Here is a 23,931-nt window from a genome sequence, read left to right as displayed (position 1 = left end):
AGACGAGGAGTTGAAGATCGAATCATGCTGACCGTTGAAAAAAGAAGCCGGCAGATCGTCGGCAAGGTGGCCGCGCAGGCGGCCGCCCGGCCGCTGCTGCCGAGCGGCCTATGGTTCCACGACGACGTCAGGAACAATTTTTATTACGCCTCCTATCTGCACGCGGCCGCTTCGGACCCGGACATCCGGGTCCGCTTCGACCGAGAGCAGGCGAAGGAGACGGCGGCCGCGGTGCTTGGCCGCGTGCTGGAGCTGCAGGACCGCCGCGAAGGCAGCGAAACTTACGGCCACTGGCCGCTGGGCCTGGGCGACGAGCCGGAAGCGGCGGAGCCGAATCCGCTGCCGGTCGAACTGATGGGCAGCCTGATGCTGTATTTCTTCGAGCGCTGCGGCGAGTCGCTGCCGCGCGAGCTGCGCGAAGCGTTCGAGACCGCGTTGAAGGCGGTCTACGACAGCCGGTTCTACGACCGCCCGCTGCGGGAATACGGTCATCACGAAGCCAAGTATACGGCCGCGAAGCTGCTGTTCGGTCAGTTCTACGGCGACGCGGAACTGCTGGAGGACGGCCGCCGCTCGCTGAAAGCGATGCTGAAGCGCCTGAACGAGCGCGGCATGCACGAATACGGCTCGCAGCCGTGGTTCTGGCACTGGGTGCAGGCGTTCACCTGCGCGCGCCTGCTGCTGGACGACGCGGACATCGCGGAAGATCTGAACCGCATGCTGGATTATTTGTGGAGCCAGCGTTCGCTGCATTACATCGGCGGCGCCTGGGCCGGCCCGCACGCCCGCGGGTTGACCGCGGACGCGCCGAAGGACCGGAACGTCGCCTTCGACTATTTGCAGTTCGGCGATTTCCGGCTTCCGCCGGAACTGGTCCGGGCCGAATATGCGGGCTTCCTGTATTACGAGGCGCCGGAGGAAATTCGGATCGCGGCGATGGACCGTCTGGTGCCGGTCGAGGTCAAGAAGAAAATCTTAAAGCCCCGGGAAGACGGTACCGACCGGGAACTGCACAGCTATACGTATTTGACCGACGCTTACGCGGCGGGCGGCATGTGGGAGCGCTCCGAAGAGTTCGACAACGAGCAGCACCGCTGGGATGTCACGCTGCCGCTGTCGTACGAGCTGGGCAGCGCGGCGAACCAGGCTTACTTCATTCATCCGGGGCAGGGTTATGCCGAAGGGGATTTGCGTCACGAAAGTCCCTATGCGAAAATCCTGCCCGACAGAGGGGCGATTCTGGCGCTGTATCCCGTGCCGGAAGGGGAAGACCCCACGATCGTCGGCGTGCTGCCGAAAGGCGAATGGATCCGGGAGGAACGGGCTTTGTTCGGTCAGGCCGGAGGTGCTTATCTGGCGGTCTATCTGCGGCACGCATACGAGGCCGAGGAAGCGGAAGACCGGGTGAATGTGCGCAGCGCGGGGCCGCTCGGCGCCGTCGTGATCGAAGCGGCGAGCCTGGAAGAAGCGGAAAGCCTGGACGCCGACGACCTGGAAGGCTTCGCAGACTTGATGAGAGACCGGGCGCCCGTCTTCGCGGAAGACGGCCGAAGCGTGCGCTACCGCAGCCTGCACAGCCGCCGGCTGGAGCTGTCGCTCGGCGATAACGGCGAAGCGGAAGCACGGATCGACGGGAAGGACGCGGAATTCGGGGATTACGTTCTCTAGAAGGAAAACGGCAAAAAGTCACGTCCCCGCTGGGGGGACGTGACTTTTTTTGAATCTTATCCGGTTGAACCGATTTTCGGAAGCCGAAGCGTGCGGCAGCGCAGCCCTGCACTCCGCCGCTTCATGCCCGCGCCTGCCCGCTTAGGCCTGACCGTTGTCGTTGAACGGCGCCAGAAACGTCTTCGGCACTTCCGTTTCGATCTTGGTCGTTCGGCCCGTCTCCGGATGGACGAAGGTCAGCTCGTGCACGTGCAGGCCGAGCCGGCCCAGATTGCGCAGCGAAGAGCCGTATTTTTTGTCGCCGACGATCGGATGGCCGATGTCTTCGAATTGGGCGCGGATCTGATTTTTGCGGTTGGTCTCCGTCGTGACTTCGAGCAGCGAAACCTGGGAGCCCGCCTTCAGAAGCTTGTAATGAATGACCGCGCGCTGGCCGTCGCCTTCTTTGCGGCTGGCGTACATTTTCAGCGTTTTCGTCTCGCGCAGCCAGGAAGTCACGGTATCGGCTTCCGTCTTGACTTTGCCTTCGACGAGAACCGTATAGGCCTGCTTGGCCGTTCCCGCGTTCCACTGCTCGAGCAGCGCTTCCTTCGCGGCTTCGGTCTTGGCGAGGAGCATGACGCCGGAGGCGTCTTTTTCCAGCAGCTGCAGGGCGAACAGGCGGCCGTTCGGATCGTTGTGGCGGATATGGCCCATCAGCTGACGGTACACGGTGTTGTCTTCGTCCCGCGAAGACGACATCGACAGCAGGCCCGCTTCCTTGCGCACGACGATTACCTCGTCGTCTTCATGCAGGATGCGCAGGCCGGTCAAGCTGACCTTCGGCTTGGCGCGCTCTTTGCCGACGACGACCGTCTGGCCGGGCTGCAGTTCATGGTTGTGGCGAGTGACCGGCACGCCGTCCACCCGTACCTGGCCGTGCGACAGCACGGACTTGACGGAGTTGCGGCCCGTGCCGCTCATGGCGCTCAGCAGGAAAGGCAGCAGCTCGGCCGTTTCCTTGACCGTAAAGCTGCGTTCCTGCGCTTCGGTCTTGGCGCGGCGCGCTTCGGCGCGGGCCGCGTAGGACGTATCTTTTTTGACGCCGGGAGGACGCTTCTTGCCGCCCGGCCGTTTATTGGTATAAGCCATATTGGGATGAACTCCATTCTCGAAAAGGGATCTGAGGCGAATAAAGGTTCACCGAGAACCGCGATTCGCCGTGTCCACTATACCAGAGCCGCCGCCAAAAGGCCAGGGATCGCCGCATTCGGCCGGCGCCGAACCGGAGTCGAATCGGGCGGCCCGGAAGTGCGGTCAGCGATACGGAAGCTTCGAATTTTCGGGAAAAGAATATTTGTTCGCGTCCGGTTGTTGCCCGAATCGTCCGCGCCCGGTAAAATATAGGGAGAACGCGCCCCCGCCGAAGCCTCCGACCCGATCTCGAACCGGACTTCCCGCCGGGCGCCTTGAAGAGCAGCGAATACACGGGAATGCCGATCCGGCATTCCCTTTAAGGAGTTTTGCATAATGGCTATTGAAGAAACGAGGTTGATGGAGCAGGCCGGCGAGCTGCTGCAGAAGTATTACGGGTATCCCGATTTTCGGGAAGGCCAGAAAAAGATCGTCGAAAGCCTGCTGACCCGCAGCGATACGCTGGGCATTCTGCCGACGGGCGGAGGCAAGTCGATCTGCTACCAGATTCCGGCGCTGATGATGGAAGGGCTGACGCTGGTCGTCTCGCCGCTGATCTCGCTGATGAAAGACCAGGTGGACGCGCTGGTGACGAACGGGATCGCGGCGGCTTACATCAACAGCACACTGAGCGGCCGCGAGGTCAACGAGCGCATCCGGGCGGCGCAGCGCGGCGAATTGAAGCTGCTGTACGTCGCGCCGGAACGTCTGGAACTGGACTGGTTCCGGGACGAGATGGCGCAGCTGCGCATCGACTGCGTGGCGGTGGACGAAGCGCACTGCGTATCGCAGTGGGGACACGATTTCCGGACGAGCTACCTCGCCGTCGCGCCGTTCGTCCATTCGCTGCCGCACCGTCCGACCGTGGCGGCGTTCACCGCGACGGCGACGCCGCAGGTCATGGACGATATCGTTCGCCTGCTGGAGCTGCACGAAGCGAACACGTTCGTGACGGGGCTGGGCCGTCCCAACCTGGCGTTTTCCGTGCTGCGGGGCGAAAACAAGAAAGAATACATTTTCGATTACGCCAAAAGCCACGCGAGCGAGGCCGGCATCGTCTATGCCGCCACGCGCAAAGAAGTCGACGAACTGTATTCCAAGCTGTCGATGCAGGGACTGGCCGCGGGCCGTTACCATGCCGGCATGAGCGACGAGGAACGCGAAAACGCGCAGGAAGCTTTCCTGTACGACGACGTGCGGGTGATGGTCGCGACCAACGCCTTCGGGATGGGCATCGACAAATCGAACGTGCGCTACGTCATTCATTACAATATGCCGAAAAACATGGAAGCGTACGTGCAGGAAGCCGGCCGCGCGGGCCGGGACGGCGAACCGAGCGAATGCATCCTGCTGTTCAGCGCGCAGGACATCGTGGTACAGAAGTTCCTGATCGAACAGAACGGGCAGGAAGAGGAACGCCGCCATAACGAATACCGCAAGCTGCAGCAGATGGTCGATTACTGCTATACGACGAGATGCCTGCGCAGCGCGCAGCTCGATTATTTCGGCGAGGAACACGGCGACGAACCGTGCGGAAGCTGCAGCTCGTGCCGGGACGACCGCGAAATTCTCGATATCACGGTGGACGCGCAGAAGATCTTCTCCTGCATTTACCGGATGAGAGAGCGCTTCGGCGCTTCGATGGTGGCGGGCGTCCTCAAAGGCTCGCGCAACAAAAAGGTGCTGCAGTACAAGTTCGATCAGCTCTCGACGTACGGCATGATGAACGGCAAGACGGAAAAGGAAATCGTCGACATGATCAACGTGCTGGCTTCGGAAGGCTATCTGGAGCTGACCGAAGGACAGTATCCCGTCGTGAAGCTGCGCCCGCTCGCCACCGAAGTGCTGAAAGGCGGCCGCCAGGTGTTCCAGCGCGAAGCGCGCAAAGCTTCGTTCGCCGCTTCGTCCGGTTCGAGAAGCAGCCGTCCGCGGGCGGACGAGAAGCTGTCGGCGGTCGAAGTGACGATCTTCGAACAGCTGCGTCTGATCCGGCGCGAACTGGCGGAGAAGGAGCATGTGCCTTCCTATATCATCTTCAACGACGCGACGCTGAGCGAGATGAGCATCCACAAGCCGAGAACGGAGTTCGAGATGCTGCGCATCAAAGGCGTCGGCGAAGTCAAATACCGCAAGTACGGCCTTCCGTTCCTGGAGTTTTTCCAGAATCGGGAAGGGGAAGCGTCGGGAGGCGGCGCTTCGGATGACGGTTATTACGACATGGAAGCTCCGCCTGAAGAAGATTCGAATCTGTTCGCGTATTATGAGGACTATGACAGCTGACAAGAAGGAATAGGGAAAAGGAGCTTTCCGCGAAGATGCGGAAAGCTCCTTTTTTGTCGTTGGCCGCTGCGCCCGAGAGGCGGAAAGGGTTCGTTTGCAAGAGGGGGAAGAGCGAGCCGCCTCAGCCGCGACCGTCCTGCCCGCTGCAGGAACGCGCCGCGGCGAAATGCCGGTCCAGCCAATCGATCCAATCCGCGGCGATCTCGCCGCGGTTGGTCTCGAATGCCAGTTCGTGCCGGGCGTTCCGGTACACCCTGCACTCGAGATCCCGCAGGCCGGCCTCCTCGTAGAAGGCCTTTAACCGCCGCAGACCTTCCGTTCCGCCGACGGGATCGCGCTCGCCGGAGCAGAGCAGGACCGGCTTGTCGGCATGGATCCGTTTCGCGAGTTCCGGGCGCTGGATCTCGAGCAGCAGCCGGAAAAAGTCGCGGAAAAAGCCGCAGCTGAACAGCGTCTGCCCGTATCGGCGGACGAAGTCGTCGACCGCCCGCTCGTCGCGCGACAGCCAGTCGAAGCGGGTGCGGCGCGGCTTGAAGCCGCGGCCGAACGGGCCGAACACGAGCGCGTTCAAAGTGAACGACGCGAAGGCCGGAGAGAGCAGCCGCGCCTCGGCGGCGGCGAACGCGCCGCCGAGCTTCAGCGGCAGCGCGGCCCGGCGCCCGCAGCTGCCGGTCAGCATGAAGCCGGCGTACGCGGCCGGCTTGTCGGCCATCAGCTTCTGGGCGAGAAACGAGCCCATGCTGTGGCCGAGCAGCACCGTCGGCGCGCCCGGATGGCGCCGGGAGATTTCCGCCGCGACGCTCAGCAGGTCGCGGCACATGCCGTTCAGCGCGTCGGGGCCGGCGTAGCCCTGGCGCAGAGGTCCGGCATCGGTCATGCCGGACGTGCGGCCGTGGCCGCGATGGTCGCCGGCGTAGACGGCGTAGCCGGCCGCGTTCAGCCGAGCCGCGAGCTCGGCATAGCGCGCGCCGTTCTCGCCCATGCCGTGGGCGATCTGCACGACCGCTTTCGGACGGGGCAGCGGCCAGGCATGCACGCATAGCGCGATGCCGGCATCGGCGCCTTCCAGCATGAACGAACCGGCCGGCGCCGCGCCCTGCCCGGATTGCCGTTCGCGTTCGTTCGTCCCGGCGGAGCTCCGATCGGACATCCCGAACGTTCTCGTTTTTGTATTCGTATTGGTGTTCCGGAATTTCGGCTTCGCCGCGGAGCGCGCCGAAGCGCCGTTCGATCGGCTGAACATGATGGAATCCCTCCCGGTTATCCGTCGTCTTTTATGATAGCCGCCGAAAGCTCTAATCGTCGGCGATGGTAACGAGGCCGGCCGGTCAGAGCCCGGGCGTTTTGCCGGGCCGATCGGCCCGCTGCGCGATGCGGACGCCGCTTTGCCGAGCGGATGGGGCTGCTGCTGCCGGCTGCTGTCATTGCCGATCAGATTCGAGCACAGATCGTCTTCTGCTGTTTTATACCCCTTTTTGCGCGGATACGATTGCGGATAAGGATAAAAACGCACAGAAAATCCGGGGATCTCGAATAACGGATTCCCGGATTTCCGACTGCGCAGCATGTTGCAGGGATCCGCGTTATTCGAGTTATCCGGGTTCGCGGAGTCGACCGGGAAACGAGTGCCGTCTCGCCTAACGGAACGTATGTCCGTCAGACGACGGATTTTCGGTCTGCACGGAAATTAACGGATCGTACGGACGCTTAAACGACAAAAACCTGCCCGTGGGGGCAGGTTTTCGGTCTTTTGCGATGTTAAGCGCCGCCTCGATCCGTTAAAAATTCTCGCATGCCGATATGCGCTTCTAAGCGTCATGTCGATCCGTTAAAACTGCGGCGGCTCCGCTGCGTCGATCTTCGGCTCTCGGCGTTAGGCCGATCTCTTCGCGAGACCGAACCGGAGCAGGCGCGCCGCCGAGCGGCGCAATCCCGCGAAGCGGCAGACGGGAGAGCGGCAGGCGGGAGAACGAGGGTCGGAAGGGAGAAAAAGCCGCACGGCAGAGCGGGAGCCCTTCCGGCCGCGAATCGCGTCCGTTCACGGGAACCGGCCGCGCGGCTGCGCTTTCCCGATCGCGATGGGGCAAGGCGCTTGCGGCCGGCGAATCGCGTCCGGTCGCGATTCGCTGGCCCCGCCGCTATACCTTCTCGATCGCGATGAGGTAAGGCGCTTCCGGCCGCTGCGGCTGCCGGTACAGAATGACCCGCGCCGCAGCGCCCGGAAGTTCGCCGGCCCAGCGTTCGACGGCGAGCGCCTCGGCGCCTCCGCCGGCATGGCCGGGATACAGCACCGCGGTAAGGATGCCTTTGGGCCGCAGCATCGACAGCGCGGCTTCGAGAGCCGGCAGCGTCGATGCCGGCGCCGTCATCACGCTCAGATCCTCCGCTCCCGGCAGGTAGCCGAGATTGAACATGACGGCTCCCACCCGGCCGCGGAGTTCCGGCGGCAGCGCCTCCGCCATCTCGGCGTGGCTGCGCAGCAGCAGCTCCGGGGCGGCCAGTTTCGCGCCGCCTTCGCGCTCGCGTTCGAGGCGCGCCCGGGCTTGGTCCAGCGCTTCCTGCTGGATATCGAACCCGTAAACCCTGCCGCGGGCTCCCGCCGTCCGGGCGAGAAACAGCGTGTCCGCGCCCGTACCGACGGTGGCGTCGATCGCGCTCTCGCCCGGCTGCAGCCTTTTTTGGATCAGCTGCTGGGCAAAGTTAAGCACCGATACGAATCCCATATTGTTAGCCCCTCCAATACTTGCCCTGCCAGGTGCCGCGGTTTTTCAGCTCGTCGTCGATCCCGTTCAGCACTTCCCATTTTTTCAGGCTCCACATCGGACCGACCAGCAGATCGCGCGGCGCGTCGCCGGTGAGACGGTGCACGATCATTTCCGGCGGCAGGATCTCCAGCGTATCGACGATCAGCTTGATGTACTCGTCACGTTCCAGGAAGCGGAGCAGTCCGGCTTCGTACTGCTTGACCATCGGCGTTTTGCGCATCAGGTGGAGCAGATGGATCTTGATGCCCTGCACGTCCATATTCGCCACGGCGCGGCCGGTATCCAGCATCATTTCGTGCGTTTCCTGCGGCAGTCCGTAAATGATATGCGCGCATACCCGGATGCCGCGTGCCCGCAGCTTCGCCACCGCTTCCTCGTAGCAGGCCGTGTCGTGAGCGCGATTGATCAGCGTCGAAGTGGACTCGTGGATCGTTTGCAGTCCCATCTCCACCCACAGGTAAGTCCGCTCGTTCAGTTCGGCCAGATAATCGACCACGTCGTCCGGCAGGCAGTCGGGACGGGTGGCGATCGCAAGGCCCACGACGCCGGGCTGCTTGAGAATTTCTTCGTAATACTCGCGCAGCGTTTCCAGCGGCGCGTACGTATTCGTATAGGCCTGGAAGTAGCCGATATATTTGGCGCTCGGCCATTTCAAATGCTGGCGGTCGCGAATGTTGTTGAATTGGGTGACGAGATCGTCCCGACGGCTGCCGGCGAAGTCGCCCGAACCCCGCGCGCTGCAGAAGGTGCAGCCGCCTTTGGCGATCGAGCCGTCCCGGTTGGGGCAGGTAAAGCCGGCGTCCAGCATGACTTTGAACACCTTGTCGCCGAACCGGCCGTGCATTTCGGTGTTCCAGGTATGGAACCGTTTGCCGCTCCAGAGCAGGGGGGCTGCCGGTTCAAATGTCGGAATATGGGAAGACATGAGTCGAACTCCTTTCGGTATGGACAGAGGTTCACGCATCATAACAGCGGATCAGTCAATCTTTAATACTACCAAATTCGCGGAAAAGTGAAAAGGAAAAACCTGCGAAGGGGCTTGGTTTCGCGCAAAAAAATATTTCAAAAAATAAATTTTGCGCTTGATATATATTACATGGATGTGTTATATTTATCTCGAGATCGGAAGTTAGGGAAAACGGCGGTATATCAACAATGATAGCGCTATCTAAAGTTTCCGGAACATGCCGATTATTCTAAAGAAATGAAGAGGTGATTGACGATGACGACTCAATTTGCGCCGGATCATTCGCAGGACAAGATCGCGGTCGAGCTGACTCGCGAAGAAGCGCTGGCACTGACCGGCGTTCGTTTCCACAACGGACACAAGATCGAAGTGGATGCCCGCAAGAAAATTCGCAGCGCTTTTGAAAAGGCATTCGATATTGCCGCGGATCGCACGGAATAAACGAGACTAAGGCGCCTTAAGCGCACTTTCGGTTAACCGGAACCCCATCCCGGCATAGATGAGCGGCAGCGGCGGAGCACGATCCGGCCGGCCGACGGGAAGTCCTTCCTTCGGGAAGGGCTTCTTTTTCTTTTCGCCCGCGACGTTCCGGCGTCTTTTCGTCTTTACTTTTCGCGGGAACTTGGGCACAATAAGGCGGAGGCTCGAGCAGGCGGCGATCGGACGGACGAACGAACCGATACGCCATGCCGCCCGACGACAAGCGCAGCATCGGCCTCGGGCGAGCCGAGATTTTTATAGCGGAGGAATGACATGCGTTTACGCGGAAGAAAAGGAATCCGGGAAAACCTGGAGGCGCAGCCGGAATTGGTTGTCCTCGAACCGGAACAGTATAAGGGACGTTGGGCCGAGCTGTTCGGCAACGACCGTCCGATTTATGTGGAACTCGGCATGGGCAAGGGACGCTTCATCAGCGGCACGAGCGTGCGCAATCCCGAAGCGAATTTCATCGGCATCGACATGTACGACGAGCTGGTGCGCCGGGCGAGCGAGAAGGCGAGAGGAGCCTGGGCGGAGCAGGGCCACGAGACGCCGCCGAGCCTGAAGCTGGCGCGCGCCAACGTCGAGAAGCTGGAAGACATTTTCGCTCCCGGGGAACTGGAACGGATCTATCTGAACTTCAGCGATCCTTGGCCCAAGAAAAAGCATGCCCGCCGACGCTTGACGCATCCGCGCTTTCTGGAGATGTACAAGCGCGTGCTGAACGAGAACGGACAAATTCATTTCAAGACCGATTCGGAGACGCTGTTCGAGTTCTCGCTGAACGCCTTTGCGGATTCCGGTCTGCAGATGACCAACATCAGCTTGAATCTGCACCGAGACGGCATCAACGAAGAACACGTCATGACCGAATACGAGCATAAATTTATGGGCAAAGGCATGAACATTCACCGCTGCGAAGTGGTAATCGGCGAAAAAGCGCTGCAGCGTTACGACGAGATCCGCATGGAGCCTTACCGCATTTCTTCGGACGAGCGCGCCGCCCTGGCCGCGGAAGAAGCCGAAGAAGCCGCATCCGCCGAAAGCGACAAGACGGAAGCCTGATGTTCGCGATTTTTCGGTAATCGAGGTTTCGAGTTTTGCTTTTTTGAAGTTTTTTGCTTTAGCTCTCAAGTCCGCACGGCGATGCTAAACGCCGGCCCGGACTTCCGAGGTTCTGTTTTTTTCGAGATTTATTGCGGTAAGCATCAGGCGGAGTAGGCGTCGGGGAACAGTCCGGCGCCTACTCCGCTCTTTTTTGTTTTCCCCGATCGGAAGGACTCCCCAAAAAACAAACCGCAAAAAAGGCGCCTCCCTGAGTCCGCTCAGTAAGGCACCTTGTTCGTCGTTTCCAAAATCTCGATAATCCGCCGCGCGCTGTGCATCGGACGCAGCTTTTCGATATTCATGCGGCTTTCCGCGCGCCGGCGGACGAGCTCCTCGTATTCGTCCGGGTTCGTCAACCGGGACATCCATTTGCCGACGACTTCCAGCGAGGAAAGGCGTTCGCCCCAGCCCTTGCTGGTGAAATATTCGCAGTTTTCTTCCTCCTGACCGGGCAGGGGGTTGTGGAACAGCATCGGAATCGCTTTGGCGAGTCCTTCCGTGCAGGTCATGCCGCCCGGCTTCGTGATCAGCAGGTCCGACACTTCCATCAGCTTGTCGATATCCTTCGTATAGCCGATGACGTGCACGTTGTCGTGCTGGAAGCGAGGGTCCCTTTTCAGCTTGCGCAACGCCTTCTCGTTGCTTCCGACGCAAAACACGAGCTGAACGTCTTGACGCCAGCGCGTCAGATACGGATTGAGCACGTCGCCGTTCATCAGCCCCCAGCCGCCGCTCATGATGAGTACGGTCGGCATGTCCTTGAGACCCATTTGCTGCAATATGCCGGCTTTGACCGGATGCTCCCAGAAGCTCGGATGTACCGGAATGCCGGTGACGTCGATGCGAAACGGGGACACTCCGCGTAGCAGTACCTTATTTTTGACCTCCTGCGTGGAGACGAGGTAGTGGTCCACGCCGGTGCTGATCCAGGTGCCGTGCGCGTCGTAATCGGTGATCACCGTGCAGAGAGGCACCTGGAGACCCAACCGTTTGAGCCGGGAGATGACCGCGCTCGGGATCGGATGCGTGCAGACGACAAGATCCGGCCGGAGCTGTTCGACGACTTCCCGGGCATGCGCGTAAAACAGCCGGTGAAGCGCGAGCGTCGTCAGCCGATTCAGCGATTTTTTATACTGCTGCTTGTACATCATGCTCACGAAGCGGGGCTGCGTGACCACGGTTTTCTTATAAGCGTTGATGAACAGCGGAGCGACCTTGGGATTCAAAAAGCTCCCGAGTTCCAACACCCGGGTCTGAACGTCGGGAGAAAGCTTGCGGAGGCTGCCGGACAGGGCGTAGGCGGCCCGCGTATGTCCGGCGCCGAAACCTTCCGACAGGATCAGCACTCTGTATTTGGACACGTTTTTCGTCACCTTTTTCGGAAAGGCCCGCCTCTGCGCCTTCGGCGGGAAGCGGGCCGTTTTTTCGATTCGCCAGTCTGGTTTTCAGGCTGTTTACCCTTTCTACGATAGCCGCTTTAAGGCCATAATGCAACCGTCAGCCAGGCGGTCAACGAACCGATCGTACCGCCCGCGAGCACGTCGGACGGATAATGCAGACCGAGGTACATGCGGGATATTCCTACAATAAAGGCGAAGGGAAGCAGCACGGCCGTCGTCCACGGAATCAGAATCATGATCGGAACCGTAACCGAGAAGATCGCCGTCGTGTGGCCGGAAGGGAACGAATGGTCCACGAGCGGGTTGCGGAACGTGTTCGTCTCGGGCAGCGCCAGATGCGGACGCACGCGCGGATACAGCTTTTTGACGATCGCGACCGGCACGTGACTGACGGCCAGGGCGACAAGCGAGTGCAGAGCCGCCGAATTCCACGGCGCCGGGGCGAGCCATGACGCCAGCACGGTCGCCGTGATGGTGAACGTGGCGCCGCCCAAATGCGTCAGATAATACAGCAGGATACTGAGAACGCGGTGATGCAGACGTCCGTTGACCCATTTGAAGATGCGCTGGTCCAATTGGCTCAGCTTGATCAGCAAGCTACGCATAACGACATACCTCCGGATAAAGAGCCCGGCGATTGGAGAAGGCGACGGGGCTGTCTTTTTTTTCTGCCGGCGTCCGGCGGTCCGCCGCCTTTGAACTGAATCGAGGCGTCGAAGCCGGGACGGACGGAACGGCAGGTCCATATCGGGTTGCACTTTTGACTCTATCAACCCCGAATTATACAATGATTCAAGGCAATTATAATAGGGTTAAAAAAAATTAACCGAAATTGCCCAACTTTTATCAGTCTGCCCGCGTTTAAATATGGGCGGAAGGAACGGGAGGCGGGCAGACCTCCGAAGTCCGCGGGCAACATTGCGCAAGTCGGCGGAATAAGGATATAATCGATGCTGGCAAGCGAAACGAAGGGCTGCTGCGGAGAATTCGAGGGCAAAGGCTTCTTTTTTTGCCCGGCAGCACGATTTCACGGTTTTGACAAATGTCTGCAAAATGTCCAAAATCGAAAAGAACGACGAGAACCAGGTCAAAAAACAACAAAAGGGTCATTAAAGGTCGCTATGGAACGCAAGGCACAGAAGATAAACAAAAAAACTTTCTGTGTACATAGGGGTAAAAAAAGGGGGTTCAACCAACCATGCTGCAAGCATTATTCATGACACTCCAGGTGCTGCTGGCCGTAATCGGGGTGTATCAGTTCGGTTTTGCGCTGTTCGGACTGTACAAAAAGAAAAGACAAAAATCGTTTGAGCCGCAAAAGTCGTTCGCCATTCTGGTTGCCGCTCACAACGAAGAAGAAGTGATCGGGGCGCTGATGGAAAACCTGAAGCGTCTGCGTTATCCGAGAGAACTGTACGACGTCTTCGTCATCTGCGACAACTGCACGGACAAGACGGCCGACATCGTGCGCGAGCACGGCTGGAACGCCTGCGTCCGCGTCAATCCGAATCTTCGCGGCAAAGGCTACGCGATCGAATGGATGCTGGAAGAGCTGTGGAAGCTGGACCGCGAGTATGACGGCATCGTCATGCTGGACGCGGACAACCTGGCTCACCCGGACTTCCTGATCGGAATGAACGACGATCTGTGCCAGGGCGCGAAAGTCATTCAAGGCTACATCGACACGAAAAACCCGAACGACTCGTGGATCACGGCCGCTTACGGCATTTCGTACTGGTACATCAACCGGCTGTGGCAGCTGTCGCGCCATAACCTGAAGATGGCCAACTTCCTCGGAGGCACGGGCATGTGCTTCGATAACCAGCTTCTGAAGGATATGGGCTGGGGCGCGACGAGCCTGGTCGAGGACTTGGAGTTCACGATGCGCTGCGTCAAGCGCGGCGTGTATCCGAAGTTCAACTACCACGCGAAAATCTACGACGAGAAGCCGCTGACGTTCAAAGCTTCCGCCGTGCAGCGTCTGCGTTGGATGCAGGGACACTTTACGGTGGCCCGGAAATACTTCTTCCCTCTGCTCTGGCAGAGCATCCGCGACCGCAGCATCGTGAAATTCGACATGGCGCTGTATGCGGTGAACGTGTACATCGTGCTGCTGACGCTCATGCTGACGGTCGTATTGTACGGAGACATCGCGCTGTTCGACGGACCGCACCTGCTGACGATGTACGACTATCTGCCGCTGTGGGTAGCCGCTGTAGCGATCTTCGCCCAGGTAGCCGTGTTCTTCGTGGCCATGTTCCTGGAGAAGGTCAAGTCGTGGAAAGTTTACGCGTACATCCTGCTCTTCCCGATCTACCTGCTGTCGTGGTTCCCGATCACGTTCTACGCGTTCTTTACGCAGAACAACAAACAGTGGAGCCATACGAAGCACACCCGGGTAGTTCGCATCGACGAAATGCAGGGCGAGCAGAGCAAAGCTTAAGCGTCCGCGGGAGACCGGTTTTTTTCGGAAAACTATTTACATTCGGTCGCAGATATGATAAAGTTGTAAAAGTGTTGTTTAACAATAAGGATTCAAAAGCAGAAGCTCCGCTTCTCACCTGTCCGGCAGTCGTCGGCTGGTTCCCGATCCGATCGTTTATGAAGAGTTTTTCTCATGAAGATTGAAGATCACCGGGATGCGGACTGCTTGTCCGTATCCCTTTTATTTTGGGCAAAAAGCCCCTGCAACAAAATCGATTTGGAGGTGGACGGTTATTAGTAAGGACCATATGATCAATGAGGAAATCCGGGCACGCGAAGTACGCCTGGTAGGCGCGGAAGGCGAACAGATCGGCATCAAGCCGCTGCGCGAAGCTCTCCAGATGGCGGCAGATCTCAACTTGGATTTGGTGAACATGGCGCCTCAAGCAAAACCGCCAGTTTGCCGGATCATGGATTATGGCAAGTTCCGCTACGAGCAGCAAAAGAAAGAAAAAGAAGCACGCAAAAACCAGAAAATCGTCGAGCTCAAAGAAGTTCGCTTCAGCGCGAACATCGAAGAGCACGATTATATGACAAAGCTGCGCAACGTGGTCAAGTTCCTGGAAGCCGGCGACAAAGTGAAATGCTCCGTGCGTTTCCGCGGCCGTGAAATCACCCACGCTTCGCTTGGCCAGAAAGTGCTCGAACGGGTACGGGACGAAGTATCGGAAATTTCCGCGGTCGACCGTCAACCAAAACTCGAAGGCCGCAGCATGATCATGATTTTGGCTCCGAAAAACCAATAGGGGGAAGACAACAATGCCTAAAATGAAAACACACAGCAGTTTGAAAGGCCGTTTCAAGATTACAGGTACAGGTAAAGTGACGCGTTACAGCTCGCACAAAAACCACCTGCTCTCGCACAAATCGAAGCGTGCCAAGCGTAACCTGAAAGCCGATCATCTGATGGCTCCGGGCGACGTAAGACGTCTGGCTCAAGGTCTTAAGCAGCTGAAATAGTTTCAAACATAATCGACTGGGAGGTCTTTAGATATGGCAAGAGTTAAGGGCGGTTTCGTGACGCGTCGTCGTCATAAGAAAGTACTGAAGCTGGCAAAAGGTTATTTCGGTTCCAAACACCGCATTTTTAAAACGGCAAAAGAGCAAGTCAACAAATCGATGCTCTACGCTTACCGCGACCGTCGTCAGACGAAACGCAATTTCCGCAAACTGTGGATCGTGCGTATCAACGCGGCAGCGCGTCAAAACGGCCTGTCCTACAGCAAAATGATGCACGGCCTGAAACTGGCGGGCATCGACATGAACCGCAAAATGCTGGCCGATCTGGCTGTGAACGACCTGACGGCGTTCAACTCGCTGGCATCCGCGGCAAAAGAAAAAATCAACGCTTAAGTTTAGGCTTGAGCAGGACCCCTGCCCGAAATATCCATTTCGGCGTATGGGGTCTTTTTTATATAGAAGAAAATCGTTTCGTTCGGTTTAATGCTTTAAAGCGTTTTTACGATGTTTCCTTAAATAATAGAAGCGATTGTTCGTTATTAAGTCACAGCCTATGTGAACTATGATGGGATTAAGCGATTGCAGTTCAAAAAATACGAATTTTGTTTCCGAAATCGATTTTTAATAGTAGATTTTGTGGCGGACTGAATGTATAATCTGAAAAGCGAAAGCATACCTGCGAAGAGAGACGCTTAACGTTCAGCCACCGCAGATCATACGGCAAGCGCTCATTCTTAGCAGGCAAAGATCCTAAGGGGGAACTATCCAAAATGAAGAAAGCTGTAAAACTCTCGCTTTTCATGCTGCTTGCCTTCTCGCTCGTTCTGGCAGCATGCGGCAACAATAACAGCGGCGGTTCGGCAAAAACCGGCGGCGAAGGCGAAGGAAGCGGTGCCGGAAGCAACATCAAAATCGGCATGGTTACCGACACCGGCGGCGTAAACGACAAGTCGTTCAACCAGACTTCCTGGGAAGCCCTGCAAGCGCTGAAAGAAGAACAAGGCGTTAAGGTCGAATACCTGCAAAGTAAGAGTGAAGCGGATTATCAGCCGAACCTGAACCAATTCGTAAAAGGCGGATATAACCTGACTTGGGGAATCGGCTTTGCATTGGAAAGCGCACTGAAGGAAATCGCGGGTCAAAATCCCGATGCGAACTTCGCAATCATCGACGCTGCGGTCGATGCTCCGAACGTAGAATCCGTTCTGTTCTCCGAGAACGAAGGCGCGTTCCTGGTCGGCGTCGTTGCCGGCAAAACGACGAAAACGAACAAAATCGGCTTCGTCGGCGGTATGGATTCCCCTACGATCAAGAAATTCGAAATCGGCTTCAAAGCCGGCATCGAAGCAGTTAACCCGGATGCTCAATTCACTGCGGTGTACGCGAGCGGTTTCGACAAGCCGGACGAAGGCAAAGCGGCTGCGGCTACTCTGTACAACGACGGCGCGGACATCGTGTTCCAAGCTGCAGGCGGTACGGGTACTGGCGTATTCAACGAAGCCAAAGACCGTAAAGCTCAAGGTCAAGACGTATGGGTAATCGGCGTAGACAAAGACCAATCGCTGGAGTTCGGCGACGACATCACCCTGACTTCCATGATCAAGCGCGTAGACGTTGCCATCAAGACGGTATCGCAGCAGGTGATCGACGGAACGTTCAAAGGCGGTACGACTACGGTCCTGGGTCTGAAAGACGACGGCGTAGGCATTGCCGATACGTCGAGCAAGAACGTCTCGCAGGAAATCCTTGATGAAGTTCAGTCTTACAAAGAAAAAATTGTTAGCGGCGAAGTCAAAGTTCCTACTGTAGAATAATCGCTTCGCACGATATAATATCTGTGACAAGGCCGGTTCCTTGAACCCGGCCTTGTCGCTACGTTTACCTTTAATTGCAGGTCCACTACGAAATATGAAGGGTGATTCCATGGCTGCTGCAGCTCCCGTTGTCGAGTTAAAGCAAATTACGAAGCGTTTTCCCGGAATCGTCGCCAACGATTCGATCAGCATCAAGCTGCATAAGGGCGAAATCCACGCCCTGCTCGGCGAGAACGGCGCAGGCAAATCGACGCTGATGAACATCCTTTTCGGGCTGTACCAGCCTGACGAAGGGCATATCGAAATTAATGGAGAACCGACCGCAATCGACAGTCCGAACAAGGCGATCGAACTCGGGATCGGGATGGTGCATCAGCATTTCAAGCTGGTTCAGCCTTTTACCGTAACCGAAAACATCATCCTGGGCATGGAACCTTCCAAAGCCGGCGTGCAGATCGACTACAAGACGGCGTCGGAGAAGGTCAAGCAGCTGTCCGACCAGTACGGTTTTCATGTCGATCCCAACGCGAAGATCGAAGACATTTCCGTCGGCATGCAGCAGCGTGTCGAAATTCTTAAGACGCTTTACCGCGGCGCGAATATTCTGATCTTCGACGAACCGACCGCCGTATTGACTCCGCAGGAGATATCGGAACTGATCGAGATCATGCGCCGGCTTGTGGCCGAAGGCAAATCGATCATTCTGATTACCCATAAACTGAAAGAGATCATGTCCGTTTCCGACACCGTGACGATTATTCGCCGCGGCAAAGTCATCGATACGGTGAAGACGAGCGATACGAGCCCGTTCGAACTGGCAGAGAAGATGGTCGGACGGAACGTATCGTTCAAGGTCGACAAGAAACCGGCCGAACCCGGAGAAAAGGTCATCGAAGTGAAGAACGTCTCCGTCAAGAACAAGGACGGTATCGGACTGCTGAACGGGATGACGTTTGACGTGCATGGCGGCGAGATCGTCGGCATCGCGGGCGTCGACGGCAACGGGCAAACGGAAATTATCGAAGCGCTGTCGGGACTTCGCAAGATCGACAGCGGATCGATCGTACTGAACGGAAAAGAAATCGGCGGTCATACTCCGCGCCACATTTCGGAAGCCGGCGTGGGACATATTCCGGAAGACCGTCATAAGCACGGCCTTGTACTCGATTTCTCCGTCAGCGAGAACATGGTGCTCGAAAGCTATTACAAAGAACCGTATACCAAGCGGGGCTTCTTGAATTTCCGCGCGATCAACGATCTGGCGGCCCGCCTGGTCAAAAGTTTTGACGTTCGTACGCCGAGCATTCACACGAAAGCGCGCTCATTGTCCGGCGGCAATCAGCAGAAGGCGATCATTGCCCGGGAAATCAACAAAAATCCGGACTTCCTGATCGCGGCCCAACCTACCCGCGGTCTTGACGTCGGCGCGATCGAGTTCGTGCAGACGCAGCTGATCAAGCAGCGGGATCAGGGTAAAGCCGTTCTGCTCGTTTCGTTCGAACTGGACGAAATCCTGAACGTCTCGGATCGGATCATCGTCGTATACGAAGGCAAAGTTATCGGCGAAGTGCGTCCGGAAGAGACGAACGATCAGGAGCTGGGTCTTATGATGGCCGGCAGCCGGCAGGGAGGAACTAAGGCATGAATAAATTTCTGAAGTGGTTCGCGAGCGATTCGTTTATCGTTTCGCTGGCGGCCATCGTCATGGGTTTGCTGCTTGGAGCGATCGTTATGATGATCGGCGGCTACAACCCGATCGACGCTTACATGGCGTTGATCTCCCGAGTATTCGGCGACACGTACGGCTTCGGCGAAGCTCTGCGCGAAATGACGCCGCTCGTCCTGACCGGTCTTGCGGTCGCCTTCGCTTTCCGTGCGGGCATGTTCAACATCGGCGCGGAAGGCCAGGTGCTGATGGGCATGACCGGCGCTTCGCTGATCGGGATCAAACTGACAGGTCTGCCGGCGTTGATCCATGCGCCGCTGGCCATTATCGTAGGCGCGCTGTTCGGCGGTCTCTGGGCTGCGCTGGCCGGTTACATCAAGGCCAAGCGCGGCGTCAACGAAGTCATCACGACCATCATGCTGAACTGGACCGCTTTGTTCCTGTGCAACTATATCGTGCGCACGTTCCTGCTGATGCCGGGCAACCAGCGTTCGGTCGACATTCAGCCTTCGGCTTCCATTTCGATCGGATGGCTCTCGGAAATGATGGGCAACGCCCGCGTTCACTGGGGCATTCTGCTCGCGCTGCTGGCTTCGACGTTTTTCTATTACTTCCTGTGGAAAACGAAACAGGGCTTCGAACTTCGCGCGGTCGGCAGCAATGCCGAAGCCGCTCGCTACGCCGGCATCAACGTCAACAAAAACATCGTGAAAGCCATGTTCATCAGCGGCGTGTTCGCCGGTTTGGCCGGCGCTTTCGAGACGCTGGGCGTATTCCACTACCAGAGCGTGTACGCGTCTTCGCCGGGTTACGGCTTCAACGGGATCGCCGTCGCGCTGCTCGGCATGAACCATCCGTTCGGCGTATTGGCCGGCGCGGGATTGTTCGGCACGCTGACTTACGGTTCCGCCGGCATGAGCTTCGACGCGGGCGTCCCGCCGGAGATCATTCAAATCGTGATCGGCTCGATCATATTCTTTATTGCGGCCCAGGGAATCGTGCGCTTTATCCTTAAGCCCGTTTACAAGCGCAAGAAAGAGAAGGTGTTGTAAATGGATCTTCTTACACTCGGCAACCTGATCAATACGACGCTCGTCTTCTCGACCGCCCTGATCTTCGCCGCGCTCGGCGGCCTTTTCTCCGAGCGTTCCGGTATCGTCAACATCGGCATCGAAGGCCTGATGGTATTCGGCGCCTTCGCCGCGGCTGTCGGCACGCACTATGCGGAGGAAGCCGGCATGGGCGGCGCTTCGCCCTGGGTAGGGCTGTTGACGGCAGTCGTCGTCGGCGTGCTCGGCTCGCTGATCCACGCCGTAGCGACGATTACGTTCAAGGCGGATCAGACGATCAGCGGCGTCGTCATCAACTTCCTGGCGACGGGGATCACGCTGTATCTCGTCAAACTGCTGTTCGAAGGCGCTGGCGAAACGCCGCTGCTGATGAACCGTCTCGCAAAATTGAGCTTCCCGGATATCGCTTCTATTCCCGTCATCGGACCGATCTTCGGAGTAGGCATTCTGAACGCCTATCCGACGACGTTCATCGCGATCGCGCTGGTATTTGTCACGTATTACGTGCTGTACAAGACCAAATTCGGTCTGCGTCTGCGCGCGGTCGGCGAGCATCCGAGCGCGGCGGACACGATGGGGATCAACGTCAACCGCATGCGTTATATCGGCGTTATGCTGAGCGGCGCGCTGGCGGGACTCGGCGGGGCAACCATCACGCTGACCACGACCGGACTGTTTTCGCACACGACGATCTCCGGTCAGGGCTTTATCGCCATTGCCGCGATGATCTTCGGCAAGTGGAACCCGCTCGGCATTTTCGGCGCGGCGCTGTTCTTCGGCTTCTCGCAAGCGATCCGCAACTATGTCCAGCTGTTCGAATGGTCGGCCAGCATTCCGCAGGATTTCATCCTCATGCTGCCGTATGTACTGACGGTCATCGTGCTCGTCGTCGCGGTCGGCAAATCGAGAGCTCCAGCAGCGCTCGGGGAACCTTACGATCCCGGCAAGCGCTAAGAACAAAAGGCGGCAGCCGTATAGCCCTGCGCACACGGGCTTGGCATCTTTCAGCCGCGAACATCGGCAAAAACCGCTTCTTTCCGATCGCTTCGGCGCGGGAAAGAAGCGGTTTTTTTGTCCTCCCGTGAAGGACCCGGGGTATGCCGAGCGTGTATGCGAAAAAGCGGAGTTTCGATTTTTGTTGAAAATAGGTGTTGACTTCCTCAAAACTTAAGTCATATAATAACCCTAACATTCAGCACCATACAGCTTGAATAACTGATCGGCTATGAAGAGGACGAAGTTTTAAGGGCTCTTTTGCCAGAGAGCGGAGGAAGCAGTACGCTGGAACCTACCGCCAAAATCCCTTAGATACGAGCTCACCTCGGAGCTGTTTTCCTGAAAAGCGAAGGAGTGTCCGGTCTGGAACAGACCTGCTGTCACGTTCGGCGATTAGGGAAAATCGTGAGGTTCGCGTTACGAACCGCGTGTTTGGAATCGGAGTTCGTTCGATTTCGGATTCGCTTGAGGCTGCGCACCGCAAGGTGCGGGCAAATTTGGGTGGTACCACGTGAGGCTTATAACCTTTCGTCCCTCGAAGCAGAACATCTGCTTTGCGGGGCGAAAGGTTTTTTGATTTTCGCGGACGGGTTCCGATTCCGCGCGGGGCATGCCGAAAAGCGGACAAATTCCGTTCGGGCGGCCTTTTGCAAACTGACGATGTGAGATTGATGTAATCTTTGGAAGGAGGAATAACGATGAGCGCGCAAATGCCAGAAGCGAGATCGACGGAAGAATTAAGAGAAAAATGGGTGGACAAACAGGAAGTCTTGACAGGTTCGGACATCCTCCTCCGCAGCCTGGTGCTCGAAGGCGTCAAATGCGTGTTCGGTTACCCGGGAGGCGCGGTGCTGTATATCTACGACGCCATGTACGGCTTTAAAGATTTCCACCATCTGCTGACCCGGCACGAGCAGGGAGCGATTCACGCGGCAGACGGTTATGCCCGGGCATCCGGCGAAGTGGGCGTCTGCATCGCCACTTCGGGACCGGGAGCGACCAATCTGGTCACGGGCATCGCGACGGCGTACATGGATTCGACGCCGCTCGTCGTCATTACCGGCAACGTCGCTTCGACGCTGATCGGAACCGACGCTTTCCAGGAGGCCGACATCACGGGGATCACGCTGCCGATCACGAAGCACAGTTATCTGGTGCGCAGCGTCGACGAACTTCCGCGCATCATCCACGAAGCTTTCCATATCGCGAACACGGGCCGGAAAGGACCGGTGCTGATCGACATTCCGAAGGACGTGTCGGCGGCGATGACGCTGTTCCAACCGCATACCGAACCGGTTGCGCTGAGAGGTTACAATCCGCGGACAATGCCGAACAAGCTGCAGGTGGAGCGTCTGGCCGAAGCGATCTCGAAAGCGGAACGCCCGCTGATCCTGGCCGGCGGCGGAGTCGTCTATTCCGGCGGACACGAAGCGCTGCTCGAACTGGTCGAGAAAACGGGAACCCCGATCACGACTACGCTGCTCGGACTGGGCGGTTTCCCGAGCGGGAACGAACACTGGCTGGGAATGCCGGGCATGCACGGCACGTTCGCTTCGAACATGGCCATCCAGGAATGCGACCTGCTGATCAGCATCGGAGCGCGTTTCGACGACCGGGTCACGGGCAAGCTGAACGGCTTTGCGCCGAAAGCGAAAATCGCGCATATCGATATCGATCCGGCGGAGATCGGCAAAAACGTCAAAACGGACATTCCGATCGTCGGCGACGTCAAGACGGTATTGGAACTGCTGAACAAATCGGTCAAGCGGGCCGAATTGGCGGACGAGTGGAGAACGCGGCTTCAACAATGGAAAGCGGAGAAGCCGTTCCGTTATAAAGACAGCGAGACCGTGCTGAAGCCGCAGTGGGTCGTCGAGCTGCTGAACGAAACGACGAAAGGCGAAGCGATCGTGACAACGGACGTCGGCCAGCACCAGATGTGGGCGGCCCAATATTACAAGTTCAGCAACCCGCGTTCGTGGATCACTTCCGGAGGACTCGGCACGATGGGATTCGGACTTCCGTCGGCGATCGGCGCCCAGATGGCGCAGCCCGAGCGGCTGGTCATCTCGATCAACGGCGACGGCGGCATGCAGATGTGCTCGCAGGAGCTCGCCATCTGCGCGATCAACAATATCCCGGTCAAAGTGGTCATTTTGAACAATCAGGTACTGGGCATGGTTCGTCAGTGGCAGGAGCTGATCTACGAGAACCGCTACAGCCACATCGACCTGGCCGGCAGTCCGGATTTCGTGAAGCTGGCGGAAGCCTACGGAGTCAAAGGCCTTCGCGCAACGACCAAAGAAGAAGCGCGTGCCGCCTGGCAGGAAGCGCTCGATACGCCGGGGCCGGTCGTGATCGATTTTGTGGTCGAAAAGGGCGAGAACGTGTATCCGATGGTGCAGCAGGGCATGACGCTGGATCAAATGCTGATGGGGGACGAATAACGATGACGAATACGACGCAGACCAAACATACCATTTCCATCCTGGTCAACGACCAGCCCGGCGTGCTGCAGCGGGTATCCGGATTGTTCGGCCGCCGCGGATTCAACATCGAGAGCATTACCGTGGGCCAATCCGAAGAACAAGGGCTTTCCCGCATGGTCATCGTCACGAGCGGCGACGACAAGACGATCGAGCAGATCGAAAAGCAGCTGTACAAAATCATCGATGTCATCAAAGTCATCGACTTGAGCGCCAATCCGATGGTCGGACGGGAGCTGGCGCTCATCAAAGTCAAATCGGAACCGAGCGCGCGGCCGGAAATCATGGGACTGGTCGAGACATTCCGGGCGGCGGTGGTCGATATCGGCACGCACAGCCTGATGGTTCAGGTCGTCGGAGACACCGAGAAGATCGACGCGATGATCGAGCTGCTGACCCCTTACGGCATTCGCGAGCTGTCGCGCACCGGCGTGACGGCGATGGTTCGGGGCAATGCTTAAACGTTCCGACAGGAAACGGGAAGCGTGCGGCGAAATGAATAGATAGCGGCAGGAAGCGGCGAAAGATCGGACTTTGAGATAGTGAAGGGTTGACGCTTCAGGGCGGCGATTCGCCGTTCGGAAGTTCGAAGAATCACCGCCCGAACGGGCGGGG

20 protein-coding genes are annotated in these 23,931 nt (G+C 58.0%); 14 read left to right on the top strand and 6 right to left on the bottom strand.

Going from position 1 to position 23,931, the window contains the following annotated elements; all coding sequences use genetic code 11:
- The first annotated feature begins 24 nt into the window (after nt 1-24).
- A complete protein-coding gene (locus tag GYN08_RS11490; RefSeq protein WP_166274330.1) occupies nt 25-1,668 on the top strand; it encodes a hypothetical protein in 1,644 nt (547 codons plus the stop codon).
- 141 nt (nt 1,669-1,809) lie between these two features.
- Here GYN08_RS11490 and GYN08_RS11485 read toward each other — a convergent pair whose 3' ends face one another.
- Nucleotides 1,810-2,799: an RluA family pseudouridine synthase gene (locus GYN08_RS11485; RefSeq protein ID WP_166274329.1), complete on the bottom strand. Its 990-nt coding sequence runs from the start codon at nt 2,797-2,799 to the stop codon at nt 1,810-1,812.
- A gap of 378 nt (nt 2,800-3,177) precedes the next feature.
- On the opposite strand from GYN08_RS11485, the gene recQ reads away from it, so the two are divergent.
- Nucleotides 3,178-5,121 (top strand): DNA helicase RecQ, encoded by a 1,944-nt coding sequence (recQ, locus tag GYN08_RS11480; RefSeq protein ID WP_166274328.1) that lies wholly within the window; start codon nt 3,178-3,180, stop codon nt 5,119-5,121.
- A 121-nt stretch (nt 5,122-5,242) separates the two neighbouring features.
- Here the strand turns inward: recQ and GYN08_RS11475 are convergent, their stop codons facing one another.
- The 3 genes from GYN08_RS11475 to GYN08_RS11465 all read right to left on the bottom strand — a co-directional run bounded on the left by GYN08_RS11475 (nt 5,243) and on the right by GYN08_RS11465 (nt 8,811).
- Nucleotides 5,243-6,364 (bottom strand): alpha/beta fold hydrolase, encoded by a 1,122-nt coding sequence (locus GYN08_RS11475; RefSeq protein ID WP_235946142.1) that lies wholly within the window; start codon nt 6,362-6,364, stop codon nt 5,243-5,245.
- 895 nt (nt 6,365-7,259) lie between these two features.
- Complete coding sequence (locus GYN08_RS11470) at nt 7,260-7,844, bottom strand: class I SAM-dependent methyltransferase (protein ID WP_166274327.1); 585 nt, start codon at nt 7,842-7,844, stop codon at nt 7,260-7,262.
- A 4-nt stretch (nt 7,845-7,848) separates the two neighbouring features.
- The gene (locus GYN08_RS11465; protein WP_166274326.1) at nt 7,849-8,811 is read right to left on the bottom strand and encodes a TIGR01212 family radical SAM protein; all 963 of its coding nucleotides are present in this window, start codon (nt 8,809-8,811) and stop codon (nt 7,849-7,851) included.
- A 297-nt stretch (nt 8,812-9,108) separates the two neighbouring features.
- Here GYN08_RS11465 and GYN08_RS11460 point away from each other — a divergent pair, with 297 nt between their 5' ends.
- Both GYN08_RS11460 and trmB read left to right on the top strand, forming a co-directional pair.
- Nucleotides 9,109-9,294, top strand: coding sequence for a hypothetical protein (locus GYN08_RS11460; RefSeq protein WP_166274325.1), 186 nt, complete (start codon nt 9,109-9,111; stop codon nt 9,292-9,294).
- Nucleotides 9,295-9,606: 312 nt separating this feature from the next.
- Complete coding sequence (trmB, locus tag GYN08_RS11455) at nt 9,607-10,398, top strand: tRNA (guanosine(46)-N7)-methyltransferase TrmB (RefSeq protein ID WP_166274324.1); 792 nt, start codon at nt 9,607-9,609, stop codon at nt 10,396-10,398.
- A gap of 260 nt (nt 10,399-10,658) precedes the next feature.
- On the opposite strand, the gene GYN08_RS11450 is transcribed toward trmB, so the two are convergent.
- A complete protein-coding gene (locus tag GYN08_RS11450) occupies nt 10,659-11,801 on the bottom strand; it encodes an MGDG synthase family glycosyltransferase (protein ID WP_166274323.1) in 1,143 nt (380 codons plus the stop codon).
- A gap of 116 nt (nt 11,802-11,917) precedes the next feature.
- Entirely contained in the window at nt 11,918-12,445 is a 528-nt protein-coding gene (locus tag GYN08_RS11445) for a phosphatase PAP2 family protein (RefSeq protein ID WP_166274322.1), read from the bottom strand.
- 593 nt (nt 12,446-13,038) lie between these two features.
- Here GYN08_RS11445 and GYN08_RS11440 point away from each other — a divergent pair.
- From GYN08_RS11440 to ilvN, 10 genes are all read left to right on the top strand, one after another.
- A complete protein-coding gene (locus tag GYN08_RS11440) occupies nt 13,039-14,283 on the top strand; it encodes a glycosyltransferase family 2 protein (RefSeq protein ID WP_166274321.1) in 1,245 nt (414 codons plus the stop codon).
- A gap of 289 nt (nt 14,284-14,572) precedes the next feature.
- Nucleotides 14,573-15,070 (top strand): translation initiation factor IF-3, encoded by a 498-nt coding sequence (gene infC / locus GYN08_RS11435; RefSeq protein WP_143535965.1) that lies wholly within the window; start codon nt 14,573-14,575, stop codon nt 15,068-15,070.
- A gap of 13 nt (nt 15,071-15,083) precedes the next feature.
- On the top strand, nt 15,084-15,284 hold the full coding sequence (rpmI, locus tag GYN08_RS11430) for a 50S ribosomal protein L35 (protein WP_087799971.1): 201 nt from the start codon (nt 15,084-15,086) through the stop codon (nt 15,282-15,284).
- Between the two features lie 33 nt (nt 15,285-15,317).
- Entirely contained in the window at nt 15,318-15,677 is a 360-nt protein-coding gene (gene rplT, locus GYN08_RS11425) for a 50S ribosomal protein L20 (protein ID WP_166274320.1), read from the top strand.
- A 377-nt stretch (nt 15,678-16,054) separates the two neighbouring features.
- On the top strand, nt 16,055-17,098 hold the full coding sequence (locus GYN08_RS11420) for a BMP family lipoprotein (RefSeq protein ID WP_166274319.1): 1,044 nt from the start codon (nt 16,055-16,057) through the stop codon (nt 17,096-17,098).
- Between the two features lie 109 nt (nt 17,099-17,207).
- On the top strand, nt 17,208-18,743 hold the full coding sequence (locus tag GYN08_RS11415) for an ABC transporter ATP-binding protein (RefSeq protein WP_166274318.1): 1,536 nt from the start codon (nt 17,208-17,210) through the stop codon (nt 18,741-18,743).
- On the top strand, nt 18,740-19,816 hold the full coding sequence (locus tag GYN08_RS11410; RefSeq protein WP_166274317.1) for an ABC transporter permease: 1,077 nt from the start codon (nt 18,740-18,742) through the stop codon (nt 19,814-19,816). The genes GYN08_RS11415 and GYN08_RS11410 overlap by 4 nt, the downstream gene beginning before the upstream one ends.
- Nucleotides 19,817-20,788 carry an ABC transporter permease gene (locus tag GYN08_RS11405; protein ID WP_166274316.1) on the top strand — a complete coding sequence of 324 codons (972 nt, stop codon included), beginning with the start codon at nt 19,817-19,819 and terminating at the stop codon, nt 20,786-20,788. It begins immediately after the preceding gene.
- A 740-nt stretch (nt 20,789-21,528) separates the two neighbouring features.
- Nucleotides 21,529-23,277 (top strand): biosynthetic-type acetolactate synthase large subunit, encoded by a 1,749-nt coding sequence (gene ilvB, locus GYN08_RS11400; RefSeq protein WP_166274315.1) that lies wholly within the window; start codon nt 21,529-21,531, stop codon nt 23,275-23,277.
- Between the two features lie 2 nt (nt 23,278-23,279).
- Nucleotides 23,280-23,777 (top strand): acetolactate synthase small subunit, encoded by a 498-nt coding sequence (ilvN, locus tag GYN08_RS11395; protein WP_166274314.1) that lies wholly within the window; start codon nt 23,280-23,282, stop codon nt 23,775-23,777.
- The last annotated feature ends 154 nt before the right edge of the window (nt 23,778-23,931 follow it).

The organism is Saccharibacillus alkalitolerans, assembly GCF_011090185.1.
Classification (GTDB): Bacteria; Bacillota; Bacilli; order Paenibacillales; family Paenibacillaceae; genus Saccharibacillus; species Saccharibacillus alkalitolerans.
This window is presented reverse-complemented; position numbering and strand designations above follow the sequence as displayed.

Bases quoted from the DNA above. Each gene is read 5' to 3' on its own strand.
- GYN08_RS11470 (WP_166274327.1), bottom strand. From the start codon at position 7,844: ATGGGATTCGTATCGGTGCTTAACTTTGCCCAGCAGCTGATCCAAAAA.
- GYN08_RS11485 (WP_166274329.1), bottom strand. From the start codon at position 2,799: ATGGCTTATACCAATAAACGGCCGGGCGGCAAGAAGCGTCCTCCCGGC.
- ilvB (WP_166274315.1), top strand. From the start codon at position 21,529: ATGAGCGCGCAAATGCCAGAAGCGAGATCGACGGAAGAATTAAGAGAA.
- infC (WP_143535965.1), top strand. From the start codon at position 14,573: ATGATCAATGAGGAAATCCGGGCACGCGAAGTACGCCTGGTAGGCGCG.
- trmB (WP_166274324.1), top strand. From the start codon at position 9,607: ATGCGTTTACGCGGAAGAAAAGGAATCCGGGAAAACCTGGAGGCGCAG.
- GYN08_RS11445 (WP_166274322.1), bottom strand. From the start codon at position 12,445: ATGCGTAGCTTGCTGATCAAGCTGAGCCAATTGGACCAGCGCATCTTC.
- rpmI (WP_087799971.1), top strand. From the start codon at position 15,084: ATGCCTAAAATGAAAACACACAGCAGTTTGAAAGGCCGTTTCAAGATT.
- GYN08_RS11440 (WP_166274321.1), top strand. From the start codon at position 13,039: ATGCTGCAAGCATTATTCATGACACTCCAGGTGCTGCTGGCCGTAATC.
- GYN08_RS11490 (WP_166274330.1), top strand. From the start codon at position 25: ATGCTGACCGTTGAAAAAAGAAGCCGGCAGATCGTCGGCAAGGTGGCC.
- GYN08_RS11405 (WP_166274316.1), top strand. From the start codon at position 19,817: ATGGATCTTCTTACACTCGGCAACCTGATCAATACGACGCTCGTCTTC.
- GYN08_RS11465 (WP_166274326.1), bottom strand. From the start codon at position 8,811: ATGTCTTCCCATATTCCGACATTTGAACCGGCAGCCCCCCTGCTCTGG.
- GYN08_RS11475 (WP_235946142.1), bottom strand. From the start codon at position 6,364: ATGTTCAGCCGATCGAACGGCGCTTCGGCGCGCTCCGCGGCGAAGCCG.
- recQ (WP_166274328.1), top strand. From the start codon at position 3,178: ATGGCTATTGAAGAAACGAGGTTGATGGAGCAGGCCGGCGAGCTGCTG.
- GYN08_RS11410 (WP_166274317.1), top strand. From the start codon at position 18,740: ATGAATAAATTTCTGAAGTGGTTCGCGAGCGATTCGTTTATCGTTTCG.
- GYN08_RS11460 (WP_166274325.1), top strand. From the start codon at position 9,109: ATGACGACTCAATTTGCGCCGGATCATTCGCAGGACAAGATCGCGGTC.
- rplT (WP_166274320.1), top strand. From the start codon at position 15,318: ATGGCAAGAGTTAAGGGCGGTTTCGTGACGCGTCGTCGTCATAAGAAA.
- GYN08_RS11415 (WP_166274318.1), top strand. From the start codon at position 17,208: ATGGCTGCTGCAGCTCCCGTTGTCGAGTTAAAGCAAATTACGAAGCGT.
- GYN08_RS11420 (WP_166274319.1), top strand. From the start codon at position 16,055: ATGAAGAAAGCTGTAAAACTCTCGCTTTTCATGCTGCTTGCCTTCTCG.
- ilvN (WP_166274314.1), top strand. From the start codon at position 23,280: ATGACGAATACGACGCAGACCAAACATACCATTTCCATCCTGGTCAAC.